Origin of the sequence: Paenibacillus sp. FSL R7-0340 (assembly GCF_038002205.1) — a bacterium.
Taxonomy (GTDB): Bacteria; Bacillota; Bacilli; order Paenibacillales; family Paenibacillaceae; genus Paenibacillus; species Paenibacillus polymyxa_B.
The window spans coordinates 1,421,207-1,441,705 of record NZ_JBBOBY010000001.1 but is presented as its reverse complement, the minus strand read 5'-3'; the positions used below and the strand labels follow the sequence as shown (position 1 = coordinate 1,441,705).

Here is a 20,499-nt window from a genome sequence, read left to right as displayed (position 1 = left end):
GGGGCGTTTGCAGGCTTTTTTTCATTACAAAACATCTTGATAGAAATAATACTTTGTAAGGCATTCGTTGTGTTCAATCCGTTGTCTGATTCCTCAGCTTATGAAGCCAATAGTAGTGGTGTATATCCATAATAAAATGAAAAAGAACACATGCCAGCATCGAGTATACACTTATCAATACTGTGGCAACTAATTGTTGTGTAGCGAATCCGAGGGAAACATTAGCTATCAGATAACCAGCCCCAGTAAATGTGGTGATAGTTACTACAGGCGCTCTTTTGTTTTTTTCCTTAAACTTTGGTTTCTTCTTATGATTTGAAGGATCTTTGAATTTCGTTAAATTATATTTTATAAAGTAATACAAGGCCACTCCATAAAGGGCAAAAGAACCTACAAAATACCATGGAGTATCCAGATCCAACATGCCATAAGCAAACTTTTGTGTCATGATCATGAAGCCAATAGAACAAACCAAACCAAATACACCACGGAATAAAATGTAATTCAACTGCAATTTGCGTGGCATGATGACCAGTACAAGGGCCCAAATGTTTATCATAACAATCGGTGGCAACAGTACATAAACGTAAACTGCAATGTATGGATTTCCCACTAAGGGGATAACTAGAAACAGATCTAACAGTAATGAAACAAGAATGATGACATTGGAACGAATACTGTTGACTGGGTACATCTTCATACTTTTTTCAAAAGAAGCCCTGTTATCACTCATAAACTTATAAGCCCTCCGTTAAATAAGTAAATCTACGGATAAGGATAGCCAAGGCTATATCCATTGTCCACTTTTTACTGTCTTTAACTCTTGTTGCAGTTCTTCTATAAAATCAGTCACAATGCTTTGGACAGCATCTTCACGGGACATACGAATATACCGACTGGTCTTTTGAATGTCTTCCTCGAACAATTGAAGTATCCTACACATGGCCTCCTGATCTCCACTTCGTACTAATTTTAGCAATTGGACGAACTCAGCATCCGAAATAACTCTTTGAGCATTTTCTTTTTCCATTTATTCACCGCCTGTTGGGATAGCTTTAACTCTTTTGCAATCTGTGCTTCGGTTTTGTCTAGTATGTAAAGGTCAAAGATGATCATTTTTCCGATCTCAGAAGATAGAGAGTTGATAAGCTGTAGTGTGTACATATTAGAGTTTGAAGATTCTGTAAAAGATGGGGCGCTGACGGCTTCGTTCTTTTCCATTACAAATTCATGATTGGTTTGTACCCGAGCACGATACTGGATTCTCCAGGCAATGCGGTACAGCTTCTTTCGATATTGTTCCACCAATGTTAGCTGAGACTTATCCATTGTAAATCACCCTTTCTCTTTGGATTTGACTTTTTCTAAATCCTCATACTATAGGGTAATTTGCAAACCTATTTTACAACCAAAACAGAACATTTGTTCTTATTTATTATACTATTTTTACATGCAGTTGTATATGGTTCTTTTAATTTACCTTCCTTTATATATGGCTAAAAAGGAGGGAATACATTGCAAATGGATGATGCTCTTTCTCTGGTTACCAACGTAGGCTTTCCGGCTGGACTTTGTTTTATTTTGTTGCGGCACATCCTGCACACGATGGAAGAAAAGCTGGATAAGCTGGATCTCTCACTTCATGAGCTGATTCAGGTTATCCAAGATTTAAACGACAATAACAGCTCTTCTTCCAAAAGCAGCAAACCTGACGAATAACGAACACAAAGAAGCTCCAGACGACGATCATCCGCCGTTGGAGCCTCTTTGTGCGCTAATTTAATTTCTAATGATTATTTTCCAGTCTGAGCTTGGTCGTGGCCATTCTGTTCAGTACGGTTCACGTCAGATACTGACAGACCATAAGCCCAGTTACTTTGTGGCGGCACAACCCATACGGTATCTGGATCATCGTTAAGCGTCCAGCCCTGATAGACCAGCTGGGAATCATCCTTACCCAGCGATATACTCAGCGTAAAGCGGTGAACAGGCTTGCTCAGCTCGGAGGCTTTGCGCAAGGCCTGACTGCTAGCCAGGTTTTTGATTTGCTGCGAGAGGGAAGTCGCCGTGTCATTGGCTACTGACTTTCCGTTCAGCGTCCAAGATGTGGAAGCACTGTCTCCGGTTCCGCTGTTACCGGAGGATTTGAGCATCCATGAAGAATTTTGGCCTTCCCACTCTATTCCGCTCAGCTTGGTATCGTCCCAATCGAACGGCGTTGTATCTATAAAATCATCAGCACCCAGCAACAACCCTGAAAGTGTATCTATAGGTACAGAAGCTATCTCTTTTTTGTCTGATAATACATAAACAGCATCTCCGGAAGGCAACGTTTCACCGAAGGCAAAGGTACGAACGTCGCCCTTCTTGGTCTTAATCTCAATCTGATCATGGGTAGCGCTGATCCCATATTTGGCTACGTCTGTAGGGGAAGATTCCACCACTTCACCCAACTTTACATTTTGAATCGCTGCTAGCCAATTGTCTATTGTATATTGGTTTAGCGGGTAAGTCCGTGGCTTGCTCATACTCCATTGACCATCATGTTGTTCAAGTTCCAACGACTTGCCGTCCTTTCCTGTGATCGCGAAAGACGTAATATTCTCATGCGTAAGCTGAACCAGCTGGCGAGCCGCCGGCGCTTGTTCACGAAAGAAGTTTTGGCTCTTTGCATAGATTATACCCGCTCCCAATACAACTAACAGTAGCACTGTGGGTATCCATTTTCTCATGCTCTTCTTCGCCTCCACCATAATAAGATTCCGATGACCGCGAATAGCAACGGCAATCCGATGACAGATATGGTCAATATCGTTTTTGCTTGTGCAGGAGTCAAGTAAGCTACCTTATAATCCTGCTCCTGACGAGGACGAATGGTAAGCCCATCAGAATGTTCCTGCACATAATTCAGACTGTTCAGCACAAAGTCTCGATTGCCTCCTGTGTTGATCTCAGTGTCGCTTAAAAGGGCAGACGTTCCGAGAATAACGGCTTTGGGCTTGCCGTCTTTCCCTTCTACCGCATAACCGAGATTCAGCGGCCCCTGCGGGTCCTTGTCATCCTTCTGCGTTTCGTTGTTCAGCAGCCCTTGGATATTCGTTTCGCCATAGCTGGCTGCAGAAGATTTCATCAAAAGCGTCGTCTTCCAATCCTTCTGCTCTCCTGCCTGCAAAGCAATAGACAGTGAAAGAACCGGGTACAGATTGGAAGCCGCCAACTTGTCGGTGATCGCATGACTGCCGAAGGTAGGAACCGTCCATAGAGGTCCAAGTGTATTCGTCTGTTCCTGATCCACCACGATGGCATGAGTGTCCTTCACTCCATAATCAGCCGCTAATGCATCAAGGTTTTTCCAATCGGACCCCATGTTCGGGTGAAAGCCTAGTGCCATAAAAAGCTTTCCGCCATCATTCAGATACGTACGAATACTCTTCAGTTCCGTTGCACTGATATCACGTTCTGGTCCGACAATAGCCAATACAGACGCATCTTTGGGCACGCTCCCCGCCTGATTGAGCTGAACTTCCTCTGTTTTCACATTATCTTGTGACAGTGAGCTACTTAATTCAGTCATTTGGGACAACGGGATTTCCTCATGTCCAGTTAGAAAGGCTACTTTCCCTTGACGGGTAGATGATAATCCCAACAGTCCACTAGTCAGCTTTTCTTCCCCGGTAAATTGGTATGCCCCTTCGCCACTCCCCTGAGCTTGCGTAAATAGACTCCCAATATCTATAACCCGCTTCTTCTCCCCCTGCACCAACACAATAGACGCTGCAGTAACACCATATTGCTTGGCCAGTATCGGTTCCTGATTCAGATCGTATTGCTCGACCTTGAGCTTGTTGTTACGCTTGGCGTATTCATTCAGCATATCCGTAACATCCCGGTTCAGCTTCTGATTTTGTGAAGTGGATACGGTAAAAGCAATGAGCCGTACGTCTTCCTTTACACCCTGGATGGTCGTCAACGTTTGGTCAGACAGCGTATACTGCTTGCCTGCCGTCAGATCCAGTTGAAAGCCACCTAACGACCGCAGAAATAACGTCAATAAAATAAAAATCCCTACAGCAGCAATCGATAGTACCACACTATTGGTATGACCCAGCCATTTTTTCATATTCATTACCTCCACCGTTTCCGTTCAACCACTTGGATACTGAATAGCAAAAAGAGCACCGCCACCGTCACGTAGTACATCACATCGGCCCCATTCAGCAATCCTTTGGTGAAACTGTCAAACCGTGCGGTTAGTGAAAAAGGTTCCAGCCATTGCTGTACCGCCGCAGATGCACCCGTCTGTCCACCAAACGAATCCAGCATCCAGAACACAAGTAAAATAATAAAACTGACGACCGCCGACATCATCTGATGCTGTGAAAGCGTCGAAGCGAATAAGCCGATCGCCATCATGGCTGCGCCAAGCATGAACAGACCGATCACAGATGTTAATACCAGCGTCCAATCCAGCTTCCCATAAAAGGACATCACGACCGGATACGCTAGACTGCACAGCACTAATATGAGCAACATGCCCAGCGACGCCAAAAATTTACCTACGATCATTTCCGTCACACTCACAGGTGAGGTAAGCAGCAGTTCATCCGTACCTTGCCTGAATTCCTCCGCAACCAGCCTCATCGTGAGCAATGGGACGACGAACACCAGCATGGACAAGGTGTCACCGAGTACCAGCCGATAGTCCAGAATGCTAGGCTGATACATAACAAAATTTGTGTAAAAAAGTAACCCCGTCAGCAGCATGTACACTGCAAGCGCAAAATACGTCGTTGGTGTCCACAGATAGGCTTGCAGCTCTTTTTGACAGACCGCGAACAAACGCCTCATGACCGATTACCTCCTGTATCCTTATCTTCTTCAGCCTTATCGTCGCCGGACGCAGCATCTCCATGCTCCACCGTGATAGCCGTAGGGGCTGCATTCTCCGAGGAATGTAGGTCTTGTACTGCTGGATCGCTGACCTGACCTTCTTCCGTCTCGCGGGTCGTTAACTGCTGGAAGATATTTTCCAAGCTAAGGTTTTCTTTTTTCATCTCCAAAATTGGAAGCTTCGCATCAGACAGCACATAAAATAGTTCTTCGCGAAAATCCTCACCTGAGTCTCCTGTGAGTAGCAATCCGGTCATATCTGGCTCTGCGGCAGTCAGCTCCGTGTTCGCTGGAGGCAGCGTGGTCGCCATAGATTCAACCTCTACTTTCCCCCAAGTACGCAGGACATCCAGCACCTGCTCACGCTTCCCTCTGACCTCCACCTTCACCTTGAATCCATCTTCCATCGAACCGCCGAGCGCATCAGGGCGCCCATCCATGACCAGTTTCCCTTCATGGATGATGAGAACACGATTGCACAAAGCATCCACCTCAGGCAATATATGCGTACTTAGCAATACCGTATGATTTTCGCCAATCTCCTGAATGAGCTGACGAATCTCCAAAATCTGATTGGGGTCCAAACCTGAGGTTGGTTCATCCAATACCAATAAATCCGGGTTATGAATAATCGCACCTGCCAGTCCCAAGCGCTGTTTATACCCTTTGGACAAACTGCGGACTAATTGTTTTTCCCGCCCATTCAGTCCTAGCCTGGAAATCATCTCCGAAATACGCAGCTTCTGCTCTCTCGCAGGCACGTCCCGAATACTAGCTACAAACTTTAAATAGGATCTTACGGACATATCCTCATACAAAGGGGGAGTCTCCGGCAGATAACCGATTTTGGAACGGGCCTGTCTGCCCTTATCCTGAATCGGGATACCGTCAATCGTAATCACTCCCTCGTTGGGTTGAAGATACCCTGTAATCATGCGCATCGTCGTCGTTTTACCCGCACCATTCGGCCCCAGGAAACCAACAATTTCACCGCGCTGCATTTCAAAATCCAGCTTATGTACCCCCCGGTTGCCCTCATACCACTTGCTCACCTGCTGCACTTTGAGCACATGTTCCACCCTTTCTTTTATCGTAATCTTCTCCCTGCTGCTCCCCTACTTCCCTCCCACCTAAAATGTTGCATGAGTAGCGGGTAGCAGCGAAGCGGAGGATTTGAAGCTGGAGAAGCGCCAGCATTCGCCTTTGCTGTAGGATTCTTACCTTTATATGTCTTATCTAATCAAAGAAGAATCCTACAGCAACAGCGATCGGAAGCTCAAAGCCTTCGCGGAGCGGTCTCCCCGCACCTTATGCTACACTTTTAAATTCTAATGATAATCCCCCACATATAACTCCAGCTTAACGTCACTTAAATAGAAGCTTAAAATAATGTGTCTGAAATGTGAACACAAAAATACACATCTGCCCTCGGAAACTTGTACGGTTCGCTAGGATATGGATTCGCATCTACTATCATTACAACGTGTGAAGGGAGTGTATAAAAGCGATGAGTGTATTGTTTACCAATCTAGTTTCTAACGGCGACTTCGAGATCGGATCAACCCTTTTTTGGAGCTCTGTCAATGTGACTGTCACTAACTTATCTGTAAAAAAGACAAACTTTTATAGTGCGATCCTGGCAGGAGGCGCAGTAGATGCATCTCTTTCCCAGGTCGTTTTTGCTGCACCAGGCGAAAGCTATACATTAAGCCTTTCAGCTGCAAAAGTAGGAAGCCTGTCCAGTCCTCAAGTTAACATATTTCTGTATTACTATGACGCAGCCTTTAGCTTCCTTGGCACGGGGCTAACTACCTATTTGAGCTCAGGCACATTGCCAGACGCTGTGAATGGAACATGGCAAAGCCTATATGAAGTAACAGCTCCTGTTCCAGCCAACGCAGCCTATGCCTTTTTGGTTATTAGTAAAAATGCCTTGGCTAACACTGCTGATGTAGCCATTGATTCTATTGCTCTTGTTAAAGCAAGTGCAGCTGGAGCTGTAGGACCAGCCGGACCTGTCGGGCCTACGGGCGCTACAGGCGCTAGTGGCAATACAGGTGCTACGGGGCCTGCGGGTGCCACAGGCGCCACGGGCATTGGCGGACCTGTCGGGCCTACGGGAGCCACGGGGGACACAGGTGCTACCGGACCTTTCGGACCTACTGGTGCCACGGGGGACACTGGTGTTACTGGACCTATTGGGCCTACGGGCGATACCGGACCTGCGGGGCCGACTGGACCTACCGGACCATTTGGCCTTGGATTTACTGGCCCTGTCGGACCTACTGGTGCCACGGGTGACACAGGTGCTACCGGACCTGTCGGGCCTACGGGCGCTACGGGTGACACTGGTGTTACTGGACCTGTCGGACCTACAGGCGCTACGGGCGACACTGGTGTTACTGGACCTGTCGGACCTACAGGCGCTACGGGTGACACTGGTGCTACCGGACCTGTCGGACCTACGGGAGCCACGGGGGACACTGGCGTTACCGGATCTATCGGGCCTACTGGCGCTACAGGCGACACTGGCGTTACCGGACCTGTCGGGCCTACGGGAGCCACGGGGGACACAGGTGCTACCGGACCTGTCGGACCTACAGGCGCCACGGGGGACACTGGTGTTACCGGACCTGCTGGACCAATCGGACCGATCGGGCCTATTGGCGACACAGGCGCTACTGGGCCTGTCGGACCTACGGGCGACACGGGACCTACAGGGCCGACTGGACCTACCGGACCATTCGGCCTTGGATTTACCGGACCTGCTGGGCCTACTGGCGCTAAGGGTGACACTGGTGTTACTGGACCTGTCGGACCTACAGGCGCTACGGGCGACACTGGTGTTACTGGACCTGTCGGACCTACTGGCGCTACGGGTGACACTGGTGCTACCGGACCTGTCGGACCTACTGGCGCCACGGGGGACACTGGCGTTACCGGATCTATCGGGCCTACTGGCGCTACAGGCGACACTGGCGTTACCGGACCTGTCGGGCCTACTGGCGCCACGGGGGACACTGGTGTTACTGGACCTACAGGGCCGACTGGACCGATTGGACCAACAGGAGACACAGGCCCAGAAGGACCGATTGGACCTACCGGACCTACAGGGCCGACTGGACCTACGGGGCCTACCGGACTCTAACCTCCTTTTTCTGTCACATCATTTTTAAGCGATGTACCATACCTTATCGACAAAGCCGCACAGCATGTTAAGGCTTTGTCATCCATGCCCTGCCGCGATTGCGGCAGGGCTTCTATAAATCAGACCTCTTTTAAATCCAACTTTATGTTTGATCGGAATCCTTAAATGGTTCCCAAAGGAGTGATGCTCAATTGATCAGTATCAGCCTGTGCATGATCGTCAAAAATGATCAACATACCATTGGCCGTTGCCTGGAATCGGTCCATCATATTGTGGATGAGATCAATATCGTGGACACAGGTTCACAGGATCGGACCATTGACATATGTCGCAACTTTACAGATCGAATTTTTCCATTTGAATGGGTAGATCATTTTGCCCTTGCACGTAACTATTCGTTTGAGCAAGCTACGCAGGAGTACATTCTCTGGCTTGATGCCGATGATATTTTGAAGGAGCAGGATGCCGTCAAGCTGCTTGAGCTGAAGCAAACCCTTGATTCCTCAGCCGTACCAACCGTCGATTCCGTGTCTATGAATTATCATTATGGCTTTGATGATCATGGCAATGTCACCCTACATTTTCGCCGAAACCGCTTGATCCGAAGGTCAGCCGGGTTCCGTTGGCATGGAGCCGTGCATGAGTACCTCGCCGTTGACGGGAATATTCAACATGCCGATATCGCCATAACTCACACTAGAACACACACGGCCTCTCCAGGGCGAAACCTGCGAATTTATGAGAAATTGCTCTCCCAAGGTCATGTCTTCTCTCCTCGTGACCTTTACTATTACGCTAACGAGTTAAGAGACAATAAAAGATATGAGCAGGCCGTGCAGACTTACCGGGATTTTCTGGATACCGGACAATGCTGGGTAGAGGACGCGATTAGTGCATGTAGCAAAATGGCTGACTGCCTGCAACAACTGGGCAAGCTGGAGCAAAGTATTACCGCGGCTCTCCATAGTTTGACCTTCGATACACCCAGGGCAGATCTATGCTGTCGGATAGGTCATTATTTTTTGCATAAAAATGAGATCACCAAAGCTATTTATTGGTACGACATGGCTACCACTCTCAATCCTCCCGACACGATGGGCCCAGTACAGGACGCGTACCAAACGTGGTTTCCTCATATCCAGCTATGCATTTGCCATTTTCGGCTGAAGGATTACACACGTGCGAATTGGCACAACGAGCAAGCTGCCACGTATATTCCCAACGACCCGCATATCCTGCATAATCGACAATTTTTCAGCTCAATCCTGAATCCTCCCCAATAAAGTGTCCCCCATACCCCCCTCAATCTTTTAGTAAGTCAAAGGAGGAGCAAGCGGAATGCATCAATCGAATCGGTACAAGATAGCTGTCTATGCCATTAGCAAAAATGAAGCCCGATTCGCCAAACGATGGATGCACAGCATGCGTGAAGCCGATGTTGTCATTGTAGCGGACACCGGCTCTACAGACGATACCGTTTCTCTGCTACGCGAAGCGGGTGCAGAGGTGCATCGTATCCAGGTAACTCCTTGGCGTTTTGACAAGGCTCGCAATGAGTCCCTACGGCTGGTCCCTGACGATATAGATATTTGTGTCTGTACGGATCTGGACGAAGTCTGGGAGGAAGGTTGGCGGTCGCGGCTGGAACGCAACTGGAGGGAAGGAACTACCCGGATGCTATATGCCTTTACACATGGACAGCCTGGGCAAGATACCGTTTATACATGGTTCTGGAAAGAAAAAATACACACTCGTCACGGTTACCGCTGGGTACGCCCGGTTCACGAGGTGCTTGAATATATCGGGAAGGGTGAAGAACGCAGCATCCGATCCGACCAGCTACGCTTGTATCATGATCCCGATCCGCACAAGTCCCGCAACCAATACCTTCCACTGCTGGAGCAGTCTGTGCGCGAGTTTCCTGAGGATGACCGCAACATGCATTACTTGGGGCGGGAATATATGTATCATGGCCGTTGGGACGAGTGCATTGCTACACTGCAACAACATCTTGCCATGCCGCAGGCACGCTGGGCAGATGAACGCAGCGCTTCGATGCGCTTTATTTCTAGAGCCTATAAAGCAAGTGAACAATGGCAGGAGGCAACACGTTGGTTATACCGGGCTATTGCGGAAGCACCGTATTTACGTGAACCTTACACGGAAATGGCTCAGCTGGCCTATCATACACGGAACTGGTCCGCTGTCTATCATATGGTTGAAGAAGCGTTACGTATTTCAACACGACCGGATACGTACATGCAAGAGGATTTTTGCTGGGACGCCACACTGTATGATCTTGGTGCCCTCGCTTGCTACGAGTTAGGTCTTTTACACAAAGCTTGTGAATTTGCGAGAGAAGCAACAGAGCACTCCCCGGAAGACCCTCGCCTTAGCCATAATTATGCGCTGATTCAATCCAGGCTTCCATAGAAACCCACACCCCGTCCTGTGGGTTGAATAACTTGGTATAGGAGCTTGCGTTTGGCAAAGGAGGTTATTGAGATCAAAGTTCTATTTACTTTTTATATACCCAGCGGCGGTGTGGAAACCTTGAACCGCCAACGCTGTAAAGTGCTCATGCAGGACGGGATTGAGTGTCACCTTCTCTATTATCAGCAGGGGACGGGGATGCAAAACCTACACGGCGATATTCCAGTGTTCATGACCTCTTCTGAAGAAGAAATTCGAAAACTGGTGGAGGCTCATCGCTATGATGCAATTATCGTCTCTTCGGACTATCCCATGCTCCCCAGACTGCGAATGTTGGGCTATCAGGGGGTATTAATCTATGAATCGCAAGGCTTTGGCCCACACGAGGAAGCGGCATGGGTAGTCGCGGATGCGGCTCCATATCTTCAAAAGTACGCCGATGCGGTGCTCCTGCCAGATACGACTCATTTAGTGAATTTATTCTCCAGCATGTGTCCATGGCTTAATCGCTACGTGTTTCCAAACGTACTGGATACCAGCGTATTTAATTATGTATCTAACACTCCTCCAACCAATCCGATTATTGCCTGGGTTGGGCGATTGGAGCCCAACAAGAACTGGAGGCATTTTGTCGACATTTCTTACTGGATGCTGCAAAACCGTGCGGATCTTCGAATCTGGATGTTTTATGATGACACCTTGTCTCAGCCGGAGGATAAAATACAATTCGAGAACATGCTTGCTCAGCTTGGCATGTCCTCAATTATCGAGCGCTTTAAAAGCGTGCCTCATGCCAAAATGCCCCTGTATTACTCCATGATTGGCGACTCAGGCGGCTACCTGCTATCGACCTCGCTGGTGGAGGGCTTCGGCTATGCGGTTGCTGAGGCGATGGCCTGTCGTTGCCCGGTATTAAGCTCTGATTCAGACGGAGTACGAGCATTCATTGACCACAACGAAACCGGTAAATTTTATCAGCAGGGAGACATCTTGCAGGCGATACTGCAAGGACTAGACCTGATGAACAACGTACCTCAACGCGAATCTATCCGCAGAAAAGGGCTGGAGCGAATCGTTAACCTGTTGGCACCAGACAAATATGTGCGCTCCTTCCGGCAGATGATGAACACGCTGGGTGTGAGGTAACTAAAAAACAGCTGACGACAACCCTTTTTATATACGGGCCATCGTCAGCTTTAATTTGCCTTTTATTCTTGAATATTGGAATCTATCTAATCTTTAGTAAGCGGTCTCCTACATGAATATCCTTGGAATCTTCAACTAAGATATCCGTGTACACAGCTGTATTGATTACAATGACGGATGTGGTAATATCATATCCTTCATCCTCTATAGCTTTGGGATCGAATTCAACCAGCTTGTCCCCTTTTTGAATCGTATCCCCTTCAGACACAAAGGAAGTGAAATGTTTTCCTTTCAAGCTGACCGTATTAATTCCAATGTGAATGAGCAGTTCAACTCCATCCTCAGAAATAAGCCCGATGGCATGCTTTGTTTTGAAAACGGTAACAACAGTTCCGTTAAACGGCGCATAGGCTACTCCTTCTTTCGGAATAATTGCGGCCCCCTGGCCCATCGCACCACTGGAAAAAGCTTCATCTTTTACTTCGGTTAAACGAATTAATTCACCGTGTAGAGGACTGAATACCGTCTTTTCTTCCTCTTTGTTTTCATCTGCAACCTTAATTTCAGACGCAGGTTTTGCATTTTTATAACCGAAAAGATAGGTCAGAATAAATGCAACTACAAAAGCTACAACCAAAGATATGATAAAGCCGATGAAGCCTGCATCCATGCCTTTTGGATTAATGAATAGAGGGATACCAAAAATGCCGCCCGAAGCAAATCCATATGCCGTTGAGCCGAGTAAGCCTGCTGCAGCTCCTCCTATACCTCCAGCGATCGAGGCTAAAATAAACGGTTTTTTGGCGGGTAGCGTAACCCCGTAAATAGCTGGTTCAGTAACCCCCATCAAACCCGCAATTGTGGCAGAAGTGGCAATGGGTTTTAATTTAGGGTCCCGTGATTTCAAAGCGATGGCAAATGCCGCACCTGTTTGCGCAAAAGTCGTACAGAAGAGCATACCGTTAATCGGATCAAACCCATTCGTAACTACATTATTCAGGAGAATTGGAATGAATGCCCAATGCAGACCGAAGATAATGATGCCCTGCCAGAACCCGGCCAGAACGAGGCCAGCTACAGCCGGACTTAACTGATAAATCCACATAGAGCCTTTGGCTAACCCATCGCTGATTATAGTTGCTATCGGACCGACAACCAGAAAAACAAGCGGTGATATGATGACCAAAGTCAGAAAAGGCACTATGAACATTTTAATGGAGGCAGGTGCATACTTACTTATCATTTTTTCGACCTTAGCTGCCAAGAACGCTCCAATAATGATCGGTATAACAGAAGAAGTATAATTAATCAGAACGACAGGTATGGTCAAAAAGGACAGCGCCGTTTTATCCGTAAAGGCGGAAGTAATGGTCGGGTACACCATCGCTGCTCCCAAAACTGCAGACAGATACGGGTTTCCTCCAAATTTTTTACCTGCTGAAAACCCTAGAATAACCGGAAAGAAATAAAACATAGCATCTGCTGTCGCATATAAAATTTTATACGTGCCCATCTGATCAGTCATCCAGCCCAGGGATGTGCATAAAGCCAATAGTCCTTTTAGAATCCCTACAGCAGCGAGCACACCCACAACGGGCATGAACACACCTGAAATTACATCGACAAAGCGGCTAAATAGGCTCGCTTTTTCATTTTTTTGATCGTCTTCAACCATTTGATCTCCATGCTTTACTCCCATTGTATCCAAAAGAGCTTCGTATACTTTGGGAACCTCATTTCCGATGACCACCTGAAATTGGCCACCACTTTCCACAACGGTAATGACACCGTCAATCTGCTTGATCTTTTCTTTATCTGGCAATAGATTATCCTTCAGTTTAAATCTCAATCGAGTGACACAGTGAATGACACTGTTCACATTTTCATTTCCGCCCACGGCACTTAATACTTCTTTGGCTGTTTTTTTATGATCCATCATGTTCACTCCTTCTTGGATGCGCTTTCTATTTTTCTATCCGTAGTAGCTGGATGTGCTATAACTGCGACAATTACGGCACTTCTCCCAATTCAGTAGGTATATGGAATTGAGCTGCTTTTTGAAAAAGTAAATCTTAATTTCGATCACAAAATCCTTTGATTTCTGCATCCGAGATAAACTGCCATGCTTTTATATGTTTTTCCGACCAATATCCCGTTCCAATAACGCCGATTTTCCACATGTTGCTTCACTCCATCCACATTCTTCTCTGTTTTTATTTCGTTCCGATGATGACAACATCACTTTCAAAGCTGTGCATGTCTAGCACCGATTGATCCTTTTGGACGGACACGTCAGTTTGGGCAAACCGCTTCCCGGCTAAATCAATCGTTGTAAACTTGTAATCCTGCACGTTGATACTTAGTCGCACCTTCGTGTTAACCGGGACATACAAGATAAGGGTATTCTCGTTCCCCGCAGCTCTAATTTCCTCTGTCTTGTTTAAAACAATATCTAGCGGCTTTATGCCGATAAGGTTATACATTTCAAACAAATATTTAATAAAGGAATAATCCCACGCACCTTCAAATCGCAATGCGGTTCTCCAATCGTAGGGACTATCGAATCCTTCCCCTTCTACAATGCCGAATTTCTTTCCTTTCTTGTGCCAGCTCCAAATGCCATGCGCCCCGTAGGTAATTCCCGCTCCCCCGCCTGCAAGGAGACTTTGCCATGCTGCTTTTCTGGCATCCAGTGCAGTGTATCTGCCATACACATTGCGGCTGTAACTAATTTGTTCATAACATGGCTCCCCATTAATGACAGGCCGTATATCTGACTTATGATAGAAATGTTGAGCAATCTCATGGGCTACATGTTGAAACTGGGAGTTATGTCCTGATTGATACATATAGAATCCAAGACCCTTGTGTTTCTCAAAGGCTGGAGGAATTTCTCTCAATCTCCCTTGAATATGCAGCGTAGTTAAGCTTGCAGGGCTTAATTGTTGTACAATGTCCAGTGCTTTTAAATAATAGGAATTGGCACGTTCAGTCGGAAAATCACTATCCCCGCTAACCAGAAAAATAGGATCAAATGGAGAAAAACGGTTTACGACGTACGTTACATAGGGTTCAACGCATTCAAATGGCATTTTGTTGCCCTTTTGGAACATTTCGGCCCATGTATCCGGTACATAGTTACACCACAACAGAACCAGTGCCGGAACAAATCCACGCTCTACAGCCATTTTCAACATGATTTCTGCCCGGTCAAAATAAGCTTCGTTTAATGTATGGTAGTCGAAATCCCCATTTTCCAGTAATGCAAACGGCTGTAGATTCAGATCCGATTCACTTGCGTCCCATTGTCGGAGCATGTTGATTTGCAACACATTGAAACCTTGCATCTTCCGATAGTCAAGATAATCGCTCCACTCCTCTATCGTCGCGTTGGTAAATACACTCCAAACCGTATCTGCCAAATAAAAAAAAGGTTTGTCCTCTTTTGTAAAACTTCTTTGATTTTCAGCAATGTTTAAACTCAAATGAATCACCTTTCCTTTCTTGCTACATTCACAAATTCCCCTAAACAAAAAACTAAAATAAACAACTAAATTTATATGTTTTTTCGCAAATAAACTAAATTAAAGCGCTTTACACTTGCATATTAACACTACAAATAATAAAAGGTCAACATTTTTTTCTTTTCATTTATTTAGTTTAGTTTAGTTTATAATCTAAACTTTCTTGTAGAGTAATGATATAATTTATGTAGTTTAGTTCAATAGGGGGTTCCACATTGAAAATTGATGATATTGCAAGGCTTGCAGGTGTTTCGAAATCTGCTGTCTCTCTTGCTTTTAATAACAAACCCGGAGTCAGTGAAGAAACCAAGGAGCAAATTCTAAAAATAGCCCAAGAGCATGGATATAAACCACGCACCATGAAGACAAGCAAGGAAGTCATTAAAAATCATCATGTGATACGCTTTGTGGCCTGTAAAAATACAGACATCGTAACAGAGCATTATGATTCACTTCCATTTTTCAATGAATTAATTCATCATATTACCAATCAGGTGAGAGAACATGGAAACACCTTGATTTTTTCGTCTTTTGATAGCCATAGCCTCGAAGAAGAATTATCTGCTTTGGAAAAAGATCAGCCTTCTTCAGGCATACTTCTGCTTGGCACCAATTTAACTTCCGAGATTATTCATTCTATACAATCCATTCATTCCAATATCGTGATTTTAGATACCTACTTTGAACACGTCGACGCCAGTTTCGTATCTATTAACAACTATCTTGGTGGGTATCAGGCAGGCCAATATTTAATTCAGTCAGGACACAGAAAGATAGGATACGTACAATCCAGTACCAGAATTCTTAACTTTAAAAAACGAAAGGAAGGGTTTATGGCGGCTTTAGAGGAGCACAATCTTTCCATAGAAAATGGGCTTATATTTGATATGCATCCCATGCTTGTGATGTCACAGGACGCATTTAAAACAGCTATTCATGAATTGAATGAGCTACCTTCGGCCCTATTTTGCGAAAATGATTATATGGCGATCAGTGCCATTAAAACGTTTCAGGAAATGAACATTCGAGTGCCTGAACAAATTTCCGTCATGGGATTTGATAATATTCATGAGGCCAAGGTCATTAGCCCGGAACTCACAACCATTCATGTGAAAAAGGATATTTTGGCCCGAACTGCTGTAAATTTGCTTATGGAGAGGCATAACAATCATCAGAGGCATCATACTCAGGTTCTTGTGAATACAGAGGTTATTGAAAGAAGATCTTGTTTAGCCTTGAAATGACCTATGATCATTGGTTTATTATTGCTTGCTCTCTCTATGATTTTAGAATAAAGCCGCCATGTTGGCGGCCTTTTCTATCATCAGATTCCATATAGAATATTCCAATTTCTCGTCATTCGTTGAAATCTTCCTCTGTCAAATCCATATTTACGCTCGCAGCGGTTCGACTGCCGTCGGCCGCGGCAAAAATCAACTGAGAAGGCATGAAGTACGATGAATCCCCGGCAGCATATACACCGGGTATGGAGGTTCTCCCCGCTTCATCCGTCTTGATCCCGCCCGACTCCGTTCTTTCACAGCCCAAACGTTCTCCAAACGGTGTACTTTGTACAAACTGGGGAGACACAAAACCGCCGACCCTCGGGACTTGAGTGCCATCCGTAAAGCGCACATGCTCCAGCTGCCCATTGTGACCGATGAACGCTGAAACAGGTTGCTCCATTACCACAATTCCCTTGGATTGAAGCCGTTCTTTTTGTTCTTCCGACAGGGATGCATGACCGTTCGTACATACGATCAAATCCTTACTCCAGTTAAGGAGTAGTTTGGCTGTATGAAATATAGCCGCCGATTCAGAGACAAGGACAAGCGGTTGATCCCGCAACTCCCAGCCGTCGCAATAAGGGCAATTAAACAGACTTTTCCCGTATAACGGATAAAAACCTTCGATCTCGGGGAATATCTCCTTTACGCCCGTCGCTAATATCAATTTTCGCGCTTGAACGCGAAGGCCTGACGAATCAAGCACCTCAAATCCGGATTCGTTTTTCGTAATCGAAACAACCTCGGTTTGCAGATGATGGACAGACGGATAACGCAGCACTTCCTCATAAGCTACACGGCGGAACTCGGCTGGCGTTACGCCGTCTCTCGTAATAAAACCATGCGACGCATGCGTAACCGCATTTCTGGGCCGATTATTATCAATCAAAGCCACATTTCTTCTTGCCCTGCCCAGCACGAGGGCTGCATTCAATCCGGCGGGCCCTCCACCAATAATAGCGCAATCGTACAGCATAACACCCAACTCCTTTTCAAAGATATTAAAGACTCTTTATATCTGTAATAAAACCAAAAAAACGCTTTACATAACTGGCAACCACCCTCTTTCTATATAAAGTCGCTTACTTTTAAACTTGCGTTTGCTTTTGCGCCAAATCGACCAATTTCGTATTTTTAAGATGTCGTTCCATTTTCTCCTCTGCTTCCCTCATTACAGCTTGAATCAGGCACTCAGATCCGTGGACAAAATCACATTCAAACAAAGAATTCGTACCTTCAATGGCATGGATAATATCCAAAAAAGTAAGATCATCTTTATGACGGGATAGGCGATAGCCTCCATTGGCTCCAGAAACGGATTCGATCATTCCAGCCTTCACAAGCCTCGTCAAAATTTTTGAAAGATAAGTTGGTGAAACATTTTGGGATTCGGCCAATTGCTGAACACCTACCGGCTTAACCGACGAATCAGCAACGAGCATGAGCATGGTGTGCAGCGCATAATTTGTAGCTTTTGTAAATTTCATAACTACACCTCAATCAAAGACTTATTGTGTCTACTATATCTCTGAATCTGCTGGTGTGTCAAGGTCATCTAGGATTTACGCTGTTGTCAACCCTTCTTTTGGTTACGCTCTAACCGTTGTATACTGTTCATCAGAACAGCTAAGAAAGGGGGCTCGTTGTGCGTATTTTTGATATTCTTCGTATATTAGTTGCTGAACAGATGGTCAAAGGAGAACACTTGGCAAATGCATTAAAGGTATCTTCTCGAACGATACGAACGGATTTAAAGGAATTGGGTGCGCTGTTGTCAAAGCATGGAGCAGCAGTTAAACCCCTTAAAGGAACGGGCTACAAGTTAGAGGTTCGGGACGAACAAGCATTTCATCATCTGCTGAAGCAATTAAAGGATTATGAAAATAATGTACCCTATCCATTAGCGAATTCTTCTGAAGCCAGAAATCGTTTTTTAATGAAAAAGCTGTTGCTTACCAATGCATATGTTAAACTTGATGATTTAGCCGAGATCCTGTATGTTAGTCGATCTACTTTACAGAATGACCTCAAAGAACTACGCAAGTTATTGGCAACTTACGGACTTTCCCTGGAGAATAGACCCTATCATGGTATTCGAGTCAAAGGTAATGAGGCCAGGCTGCGTTATTGCATTTCCGACTATATATTTAATAGGATAGATGAAATAGGCAACCAGCAGATGTCCCCCCCTCCTCTGATCTCTAACGAAGAGATGGAATTCATAAGAGAAGTGATTCTGGATCGTATTGAGATCAATGATATTCAGCTGTCGGACATTGCCCTGAACAATCTGGTCATTCATATTGCTATAGCATGTAAGCGTATTCGCGAAGAAAGGTATGTTTCGTATTATCCTCAAGAGATGAAAAAAATCGAAGCGCAAAAAGAGTTTAGGGTGGCGACTGAGATCGTATCCGCCTTGGAACAAAACATGAAGTACTCCTTTCCACTTGTTGAAGTTGCGTACATTGCTGTTCACCTGTTGGGTATAAGGACCGTCGTTAGTGCCCGTATGGATGAAGTGGAGATTAAAAAGATCATTGATAAAGATATCTACGAACTGACTATTGAAATACTGGACCAAATTGATCAGCAGTTGAAAATGAACATTCAAAACGATCAAGAATTGCTGATTGCTTTTTGCCTTCACCTCAAACCGGTGATTAACCGCTATCAATACGGAATGAATTTGCGTAATCCTATGCTGGATGAAATCAAAGCCAATTATCCGCTTGCCTTTGAAGCAGGTATCATTGCTGCGGAGGTCATCAAGCAGCGGCTTCATATACACATCGAGGAAAATGAAATTGGGTATTTAGCCATTCATATCGGAGTCGCGATGGAAAGAAAGAAAATGGAGGACGCGCCCAAAAGATGTATGATCGTATGTGCTTCTGGACTCGGTAGCGCTAAGCTGCTGTATTACAAGCTTCAATCGGTCTTCGGTTCCAGGTTGGATATCGTGGGAACCACTGAATTTTATAAGCTGAAACAAATGCCGTTGGATACACTGGACTTTGTTATTAGCACGATCCCCATTTCAGAACCGCTTTCTATCCCCATGATCCATGTGAATACATTTTTAGGCGGTTCCGATATTACTAAAATTGAGCAAGCCATTTCTGAGACCAGACTTCCTGCTGTGCAGTATGTACGAAAAAAATTGGTCTTTCTTCAGCAGAAGTTTGAGAACAAACTCCAAGTGCTTGAATTTATAGCCGAAAAAATACACGAAGCAGATCTTGTAAAAGGCCCCCTGCTGCAATCTGTAATAGAGCGTGAAGCCGTTTCCCCCACTTCATTTGGCAACTTTGTCGCGATCCCGCATCCGATGGAACCTTTCGCAGATTCTACGTTTTGGGCCATCTGTACATTACAAAAAGCTATCGACTGGGACGGCAAGCCGGTACAATTTATTTGTATGCTCTGCATACAGCGTACTAAATCAGAAGATTTACAGACTATGTATCATATTTTGCTTGATATTTTAAATAATGAACAGCTCGTCCAGCAGCTTATTCGCTGCAAATCGTATACAGAATTCATAGAAGTGTTGCATAAAAATTGTTGAACATGAGGAGTATGAAGAACGATTTATTTCCGTTAAGAAGAGGAAATAATGTGCGTTATGTTGAAAGCGATTCCAAATTATAATAGCTATACGAAGGGAAGATTGAAAGGAGAGAAGATCACGTGAATAATGATGAATCTACAGAGCACGACGTGAACATGGAGGACATGGATGATACAGAGATTGTATTCCAAATTATATTATACGCAGGGAATGCACGCAGCTCGGCCATGGAGGCGATTGAGCTTGCAAAGGCGGGGAAATTCCGTGAAGCCAAAGAAGAATTAGCCTCAGCAAAAAAAGAACTGGTGTCCTCCCACAAAATTCAAACCAGAATCATCCGCAAGGAAGCAGCAGGTGAAAAAACAGAGATGTCCGTCATGATGGTGCATGCTCAAGATCATTTGATGAATGCCATCACCATACGTGATATGGCCTCAGAGTTTGTAGACCTGTATGAACGCATTGATCAATTCGTACCGAAATCGTAGAGGGAGGGAC

At 45.4% G+C, this 20,499-nt stretch carries 19 protein-coding genes; 8 read left to right on the top strand and 11 right to left on the bottom strand.

All coding sequences use genetic code 11. The features are described from left to right. Positions 1–73: 73 nt before the first annotated feature. The 3 genes from MKX59_RS06465 to MKX59_RS06455 are packed head-to-tail and all read right to left on the bottom strand — an operon-like array spanning position 74 to position 1,329. Positions 74–733, bottom strand: coding sequence for a hypothetical protein (locus MKX59_RS06465; protein ID WP_023990070.1), 660 nt, complete (start codon positions 731–733; stop codon positions 74–76). A gap of 54 nt (positions 734–787) precedes the next feature. After that, positions 788–1,030, bottom strand: coding sequence for a helix-turn-helix domain-containing protein (locus tag MKX59_RS06460; RefSeq protein ID WP_071642683.1), 243 nt, complete (start codon positions 1,028–1,030; stop codon positions 788–790). Continuing rightward, the gene (locus MKX59_RS06455; protein WP_025719486.1) at positions 973–1,329 is read right to left on the bottom strand and encodes a hypothetical protein; all 357 of its coding nucleotides are present in this window, start codon (positions 1,327–1,329) and stop codon (positions 973–975) included. Before MKX59_RS06455 ends, MKX59_RS06460 begins: the two co-directional genes overlap by 58 nt. Positions 1,330–1,515: 186 nt before the next feature. Here MKX59_RS06455 and MKX59_RS06450 point away from each other — a divergent pair, with 186 nt between their 5' ends. After that, positions 1,516–1,719: a hypothetical protein gene (locus MKX59_RS06450; RefSeq protein ID WP_023990072.1), complete on the top strand. Its 204-nt coding sequence runs from the start codon at positions 1,516–1,518 to the stop codon at positions 1,717–1,719. Between the two features lie 74 nt (positions 1,720–1,793). Here MKX59_RS06450 and MKX59_RS06445 read toward each other — a convergent pair whose 3' ends face one another. Genes MKX59_RS06445 through MKX59_RS06430 form a run of 4 tightly spaced genes read right to left on the bottom strand, consistent with a single transcriptional unit; the run spans position 1,794 to position 5,960 of the window. Beyond that, a complete protein-coding gene (locus MKX59_RS06445; protein ID WP_340857821.1) occupies positions 1,794–2,732 on the bottom strand; it encodes a DUF4340 domain-containing protein in 939 nt (312 codons plus the stop codon). Beyond that, positions 2,729–4,120: a GldG family protein gene (locus tag MKX59_RS06440; RefSeq protein WP_023990074.1), complete on the bottom strand. Its 1,392-nt coding sequence runs from the start codon at positions 4,118–4,120 to the stop codon at positions 2,729–2,731. The genes MKX59_RS06445 and MKX59_RS06440 overlap by 4 nt, the downstream gene beginning before the upstream one ends. Before the next feature lie 5 nt (positions 4,121–4,125). Further along, on the bottom strand, positions 4,126–4,848 hold the full coding sequence (locus MKX59_RS06435) for an ABC transporter permease (RefSeq protein WP_028541495.1): 723 nt from the start codon (positions 4,846–4,848) through the stop codon (positions 4,126–4,128). Beyond that, positions 4,845–5,960 (bottom strand): ABC transporter ATP-binding protein, encoded by a 1,116-nt coding sequence (locus MKX59_RS06430; RefSeq protein ID WP_340857819.1) that lies wholly within the window; start codon positions 5,958–5,960, stop codon positions 4,845–4,847. The genes MKX59_RS06435 and MKX59_RS06430 overlap by 4 nt, the downstream gene beginning before the upstream one ends. A gap of 437 nt (positions 5,961–6,397) precedes the next feature. On the opposite strand from MKX59_RS06430, the gene MKX59_RS06425 reads away from it, so the two are divergent. From MKX59_RS06425 to MKX59_RS06410, 4 genes are all read left to right on the top strand, one after another. Further along, on the top strand, positions 6,398–8,038 hold the full coding sequence (locus MKX59_RS06425) for an NTTRR-F1 domain (protein WP_340857818.1): 1,641 nt from the start codon (positions 6,398–6,400) through the stop codon (positions 8,036–8,038). A 191-nt stretch (positions 8,039–8,229) separates the two neighbouring features. Next, the gene (locus MKX59_RS06420) at positions 8,230–9,321 is read left to right on the top strand and encodes a glycosyltransferase (RefSeq protein ID WP_053326014.1); all 1,092 of its coding nucleotides are present in this window, start codon (positions 8,230–8,232) and stop codon (positions 9,319–9,321) included. Positions 9,322–9,376: 55 nt separating this feature from the next. Further along, positions 9,377–10,471: a tetratricopeptide repeat-containing glycosyltransferase gene (locus MKX59_RS06415; RefSeq protein WP_340857817.1), complete on the top strand. Its 1,095-nt coding sequence runs from the start codon at positions 9,377–9,379 to the stop codon at positions 10,469–10,471. Positions 10,472–10,522: 51 nt separating this feature from the next. Then, complete coding sequence (locus MKX59_RS06410) at positions 10,523–11,617, top strand: glycosyltransferase family 4 protein (RefSeq protein ID WP_076159726.1); 1,095 nt, start codon at positions 10,523–10,525, stop codon at positions 11,615–11,617. Positions 11,618–11,699: 82 nt separating this feature from the next. On the opposite strand, the gene MKX59_RS06405 is transcribed toward MKX59_RS06410, so the two are convergent. Together MKX59_RS06405 and MKX59_RS06400 are read right to left on the bottom strand one after the other, a co-directional pair. Further along, positions 11,700–13,553: a beta-glucoside-specific PTS transporter subunit IIABC gene (locus MKX59_RS06405; RefSeq protein WP_340858990.1), complete on the bottom strand. Its 1,854-nt coding sequence runs from the start codon at positions 13,551–13,553 to the stop codon at positions 11,700–11,702. Between the two features lie 277 nt (positions 13,554–13,830). Beyond that, complete coding sequence (locus tag MKX59_RS06400) at positions 13,831–15,111, bottom strand: apiosidase-like domain-containing protein (RefSeq protein WP_053326018.1); 1,281 nt, start codon at positions 15,109–15,111, stop codon at positions 13,831–13,833. A 245-nt stretch (positions 15,112–15,356) separates the two neighbouring features. Between MKX59_RS06400 and MKX59_RS06395 the strand changes: the two genes are divergently transcribed. Further along, the gene (locus MKX59_RS06395) at positions 15,357–16,385 is read left to right on the top strand and encodes a LacI family DNA-binding transcriptional regulator (protein ID WP_071558315.1); all 1,029 of its coding nucleotides are present in this window, start codon (positions 15,357–15,359) and stop codon (positions 16,383–16,385) included. Between the two features lie 112 nt (positions 16,386–16,497). On the opposite strand, the gene MKX59_RS06390 is transcribed toward MKX59_RS06395, so the two are convergent. Further along, positions 16,498–17,403 (bottom strand): NAD(P)/FAD-dependent oxidoreductase, encoded by a 906-nt coding sequence (locus MKX59_RS06390; RefSeq protein WP_071558314.1) that lies wholly within the window; start codon positions 17,401–17,403, stop codon positions 16,498–16,500. 112 nt (positions 17,404–17,515) lie between these two features. Continuing rightward, positions 17,516–17,914 carry an Rrf2 family transcriptional regulator gene (locus tag MKX59_RS06385; RefSeq protein ID WP_075154691.1) on the bottom strand — a complete coding sequence of 133 codons (399 nt, stop codon included), beginning with the start codon at positions 17,912–17,914 and terminating at the stop codon, positions 17,516–17,518. A 158-nt stretch (positions 17,915–18,072) separates the two neighbouring features. On the opposite strand from MKX59_RS06385, the gene MKX59_RS06380 reads away from it, so the two are divergent. Together MKX59_RS06380 and MKX59_RS06375 are read left to right on the top strand one after the other, a co-directional pair. Next, positions 18,073–19,998 carry a BglG family transcription antiterminator gene (locus MKX59_RS06380; RefSeq protein ID WP_340857815.1) on the top strand — a complete coding sequence of 642 codons (1,926 nt, stop codon included), beginning with the start codon at positions 18,073–18,075 and terminating at the stop codon, positions 19,996–19,998. A gap of 122 nt (positions 19,999–20,120) precedes the next feature. Continuing rightward, on the top strand, positions 20,121–20,489 hold the full coding sequence (locus tag MKX59_RS06375) for a PTS lactose/cellobiose transporter subunit IIA (protein ID WP_049828407.1): 369 nt from the start codon (positions 20,121–20,123) through the stop codon (positions 20,487–20,489). Positions 20,490–20,499: the final 10 nt, after the last annotated feature.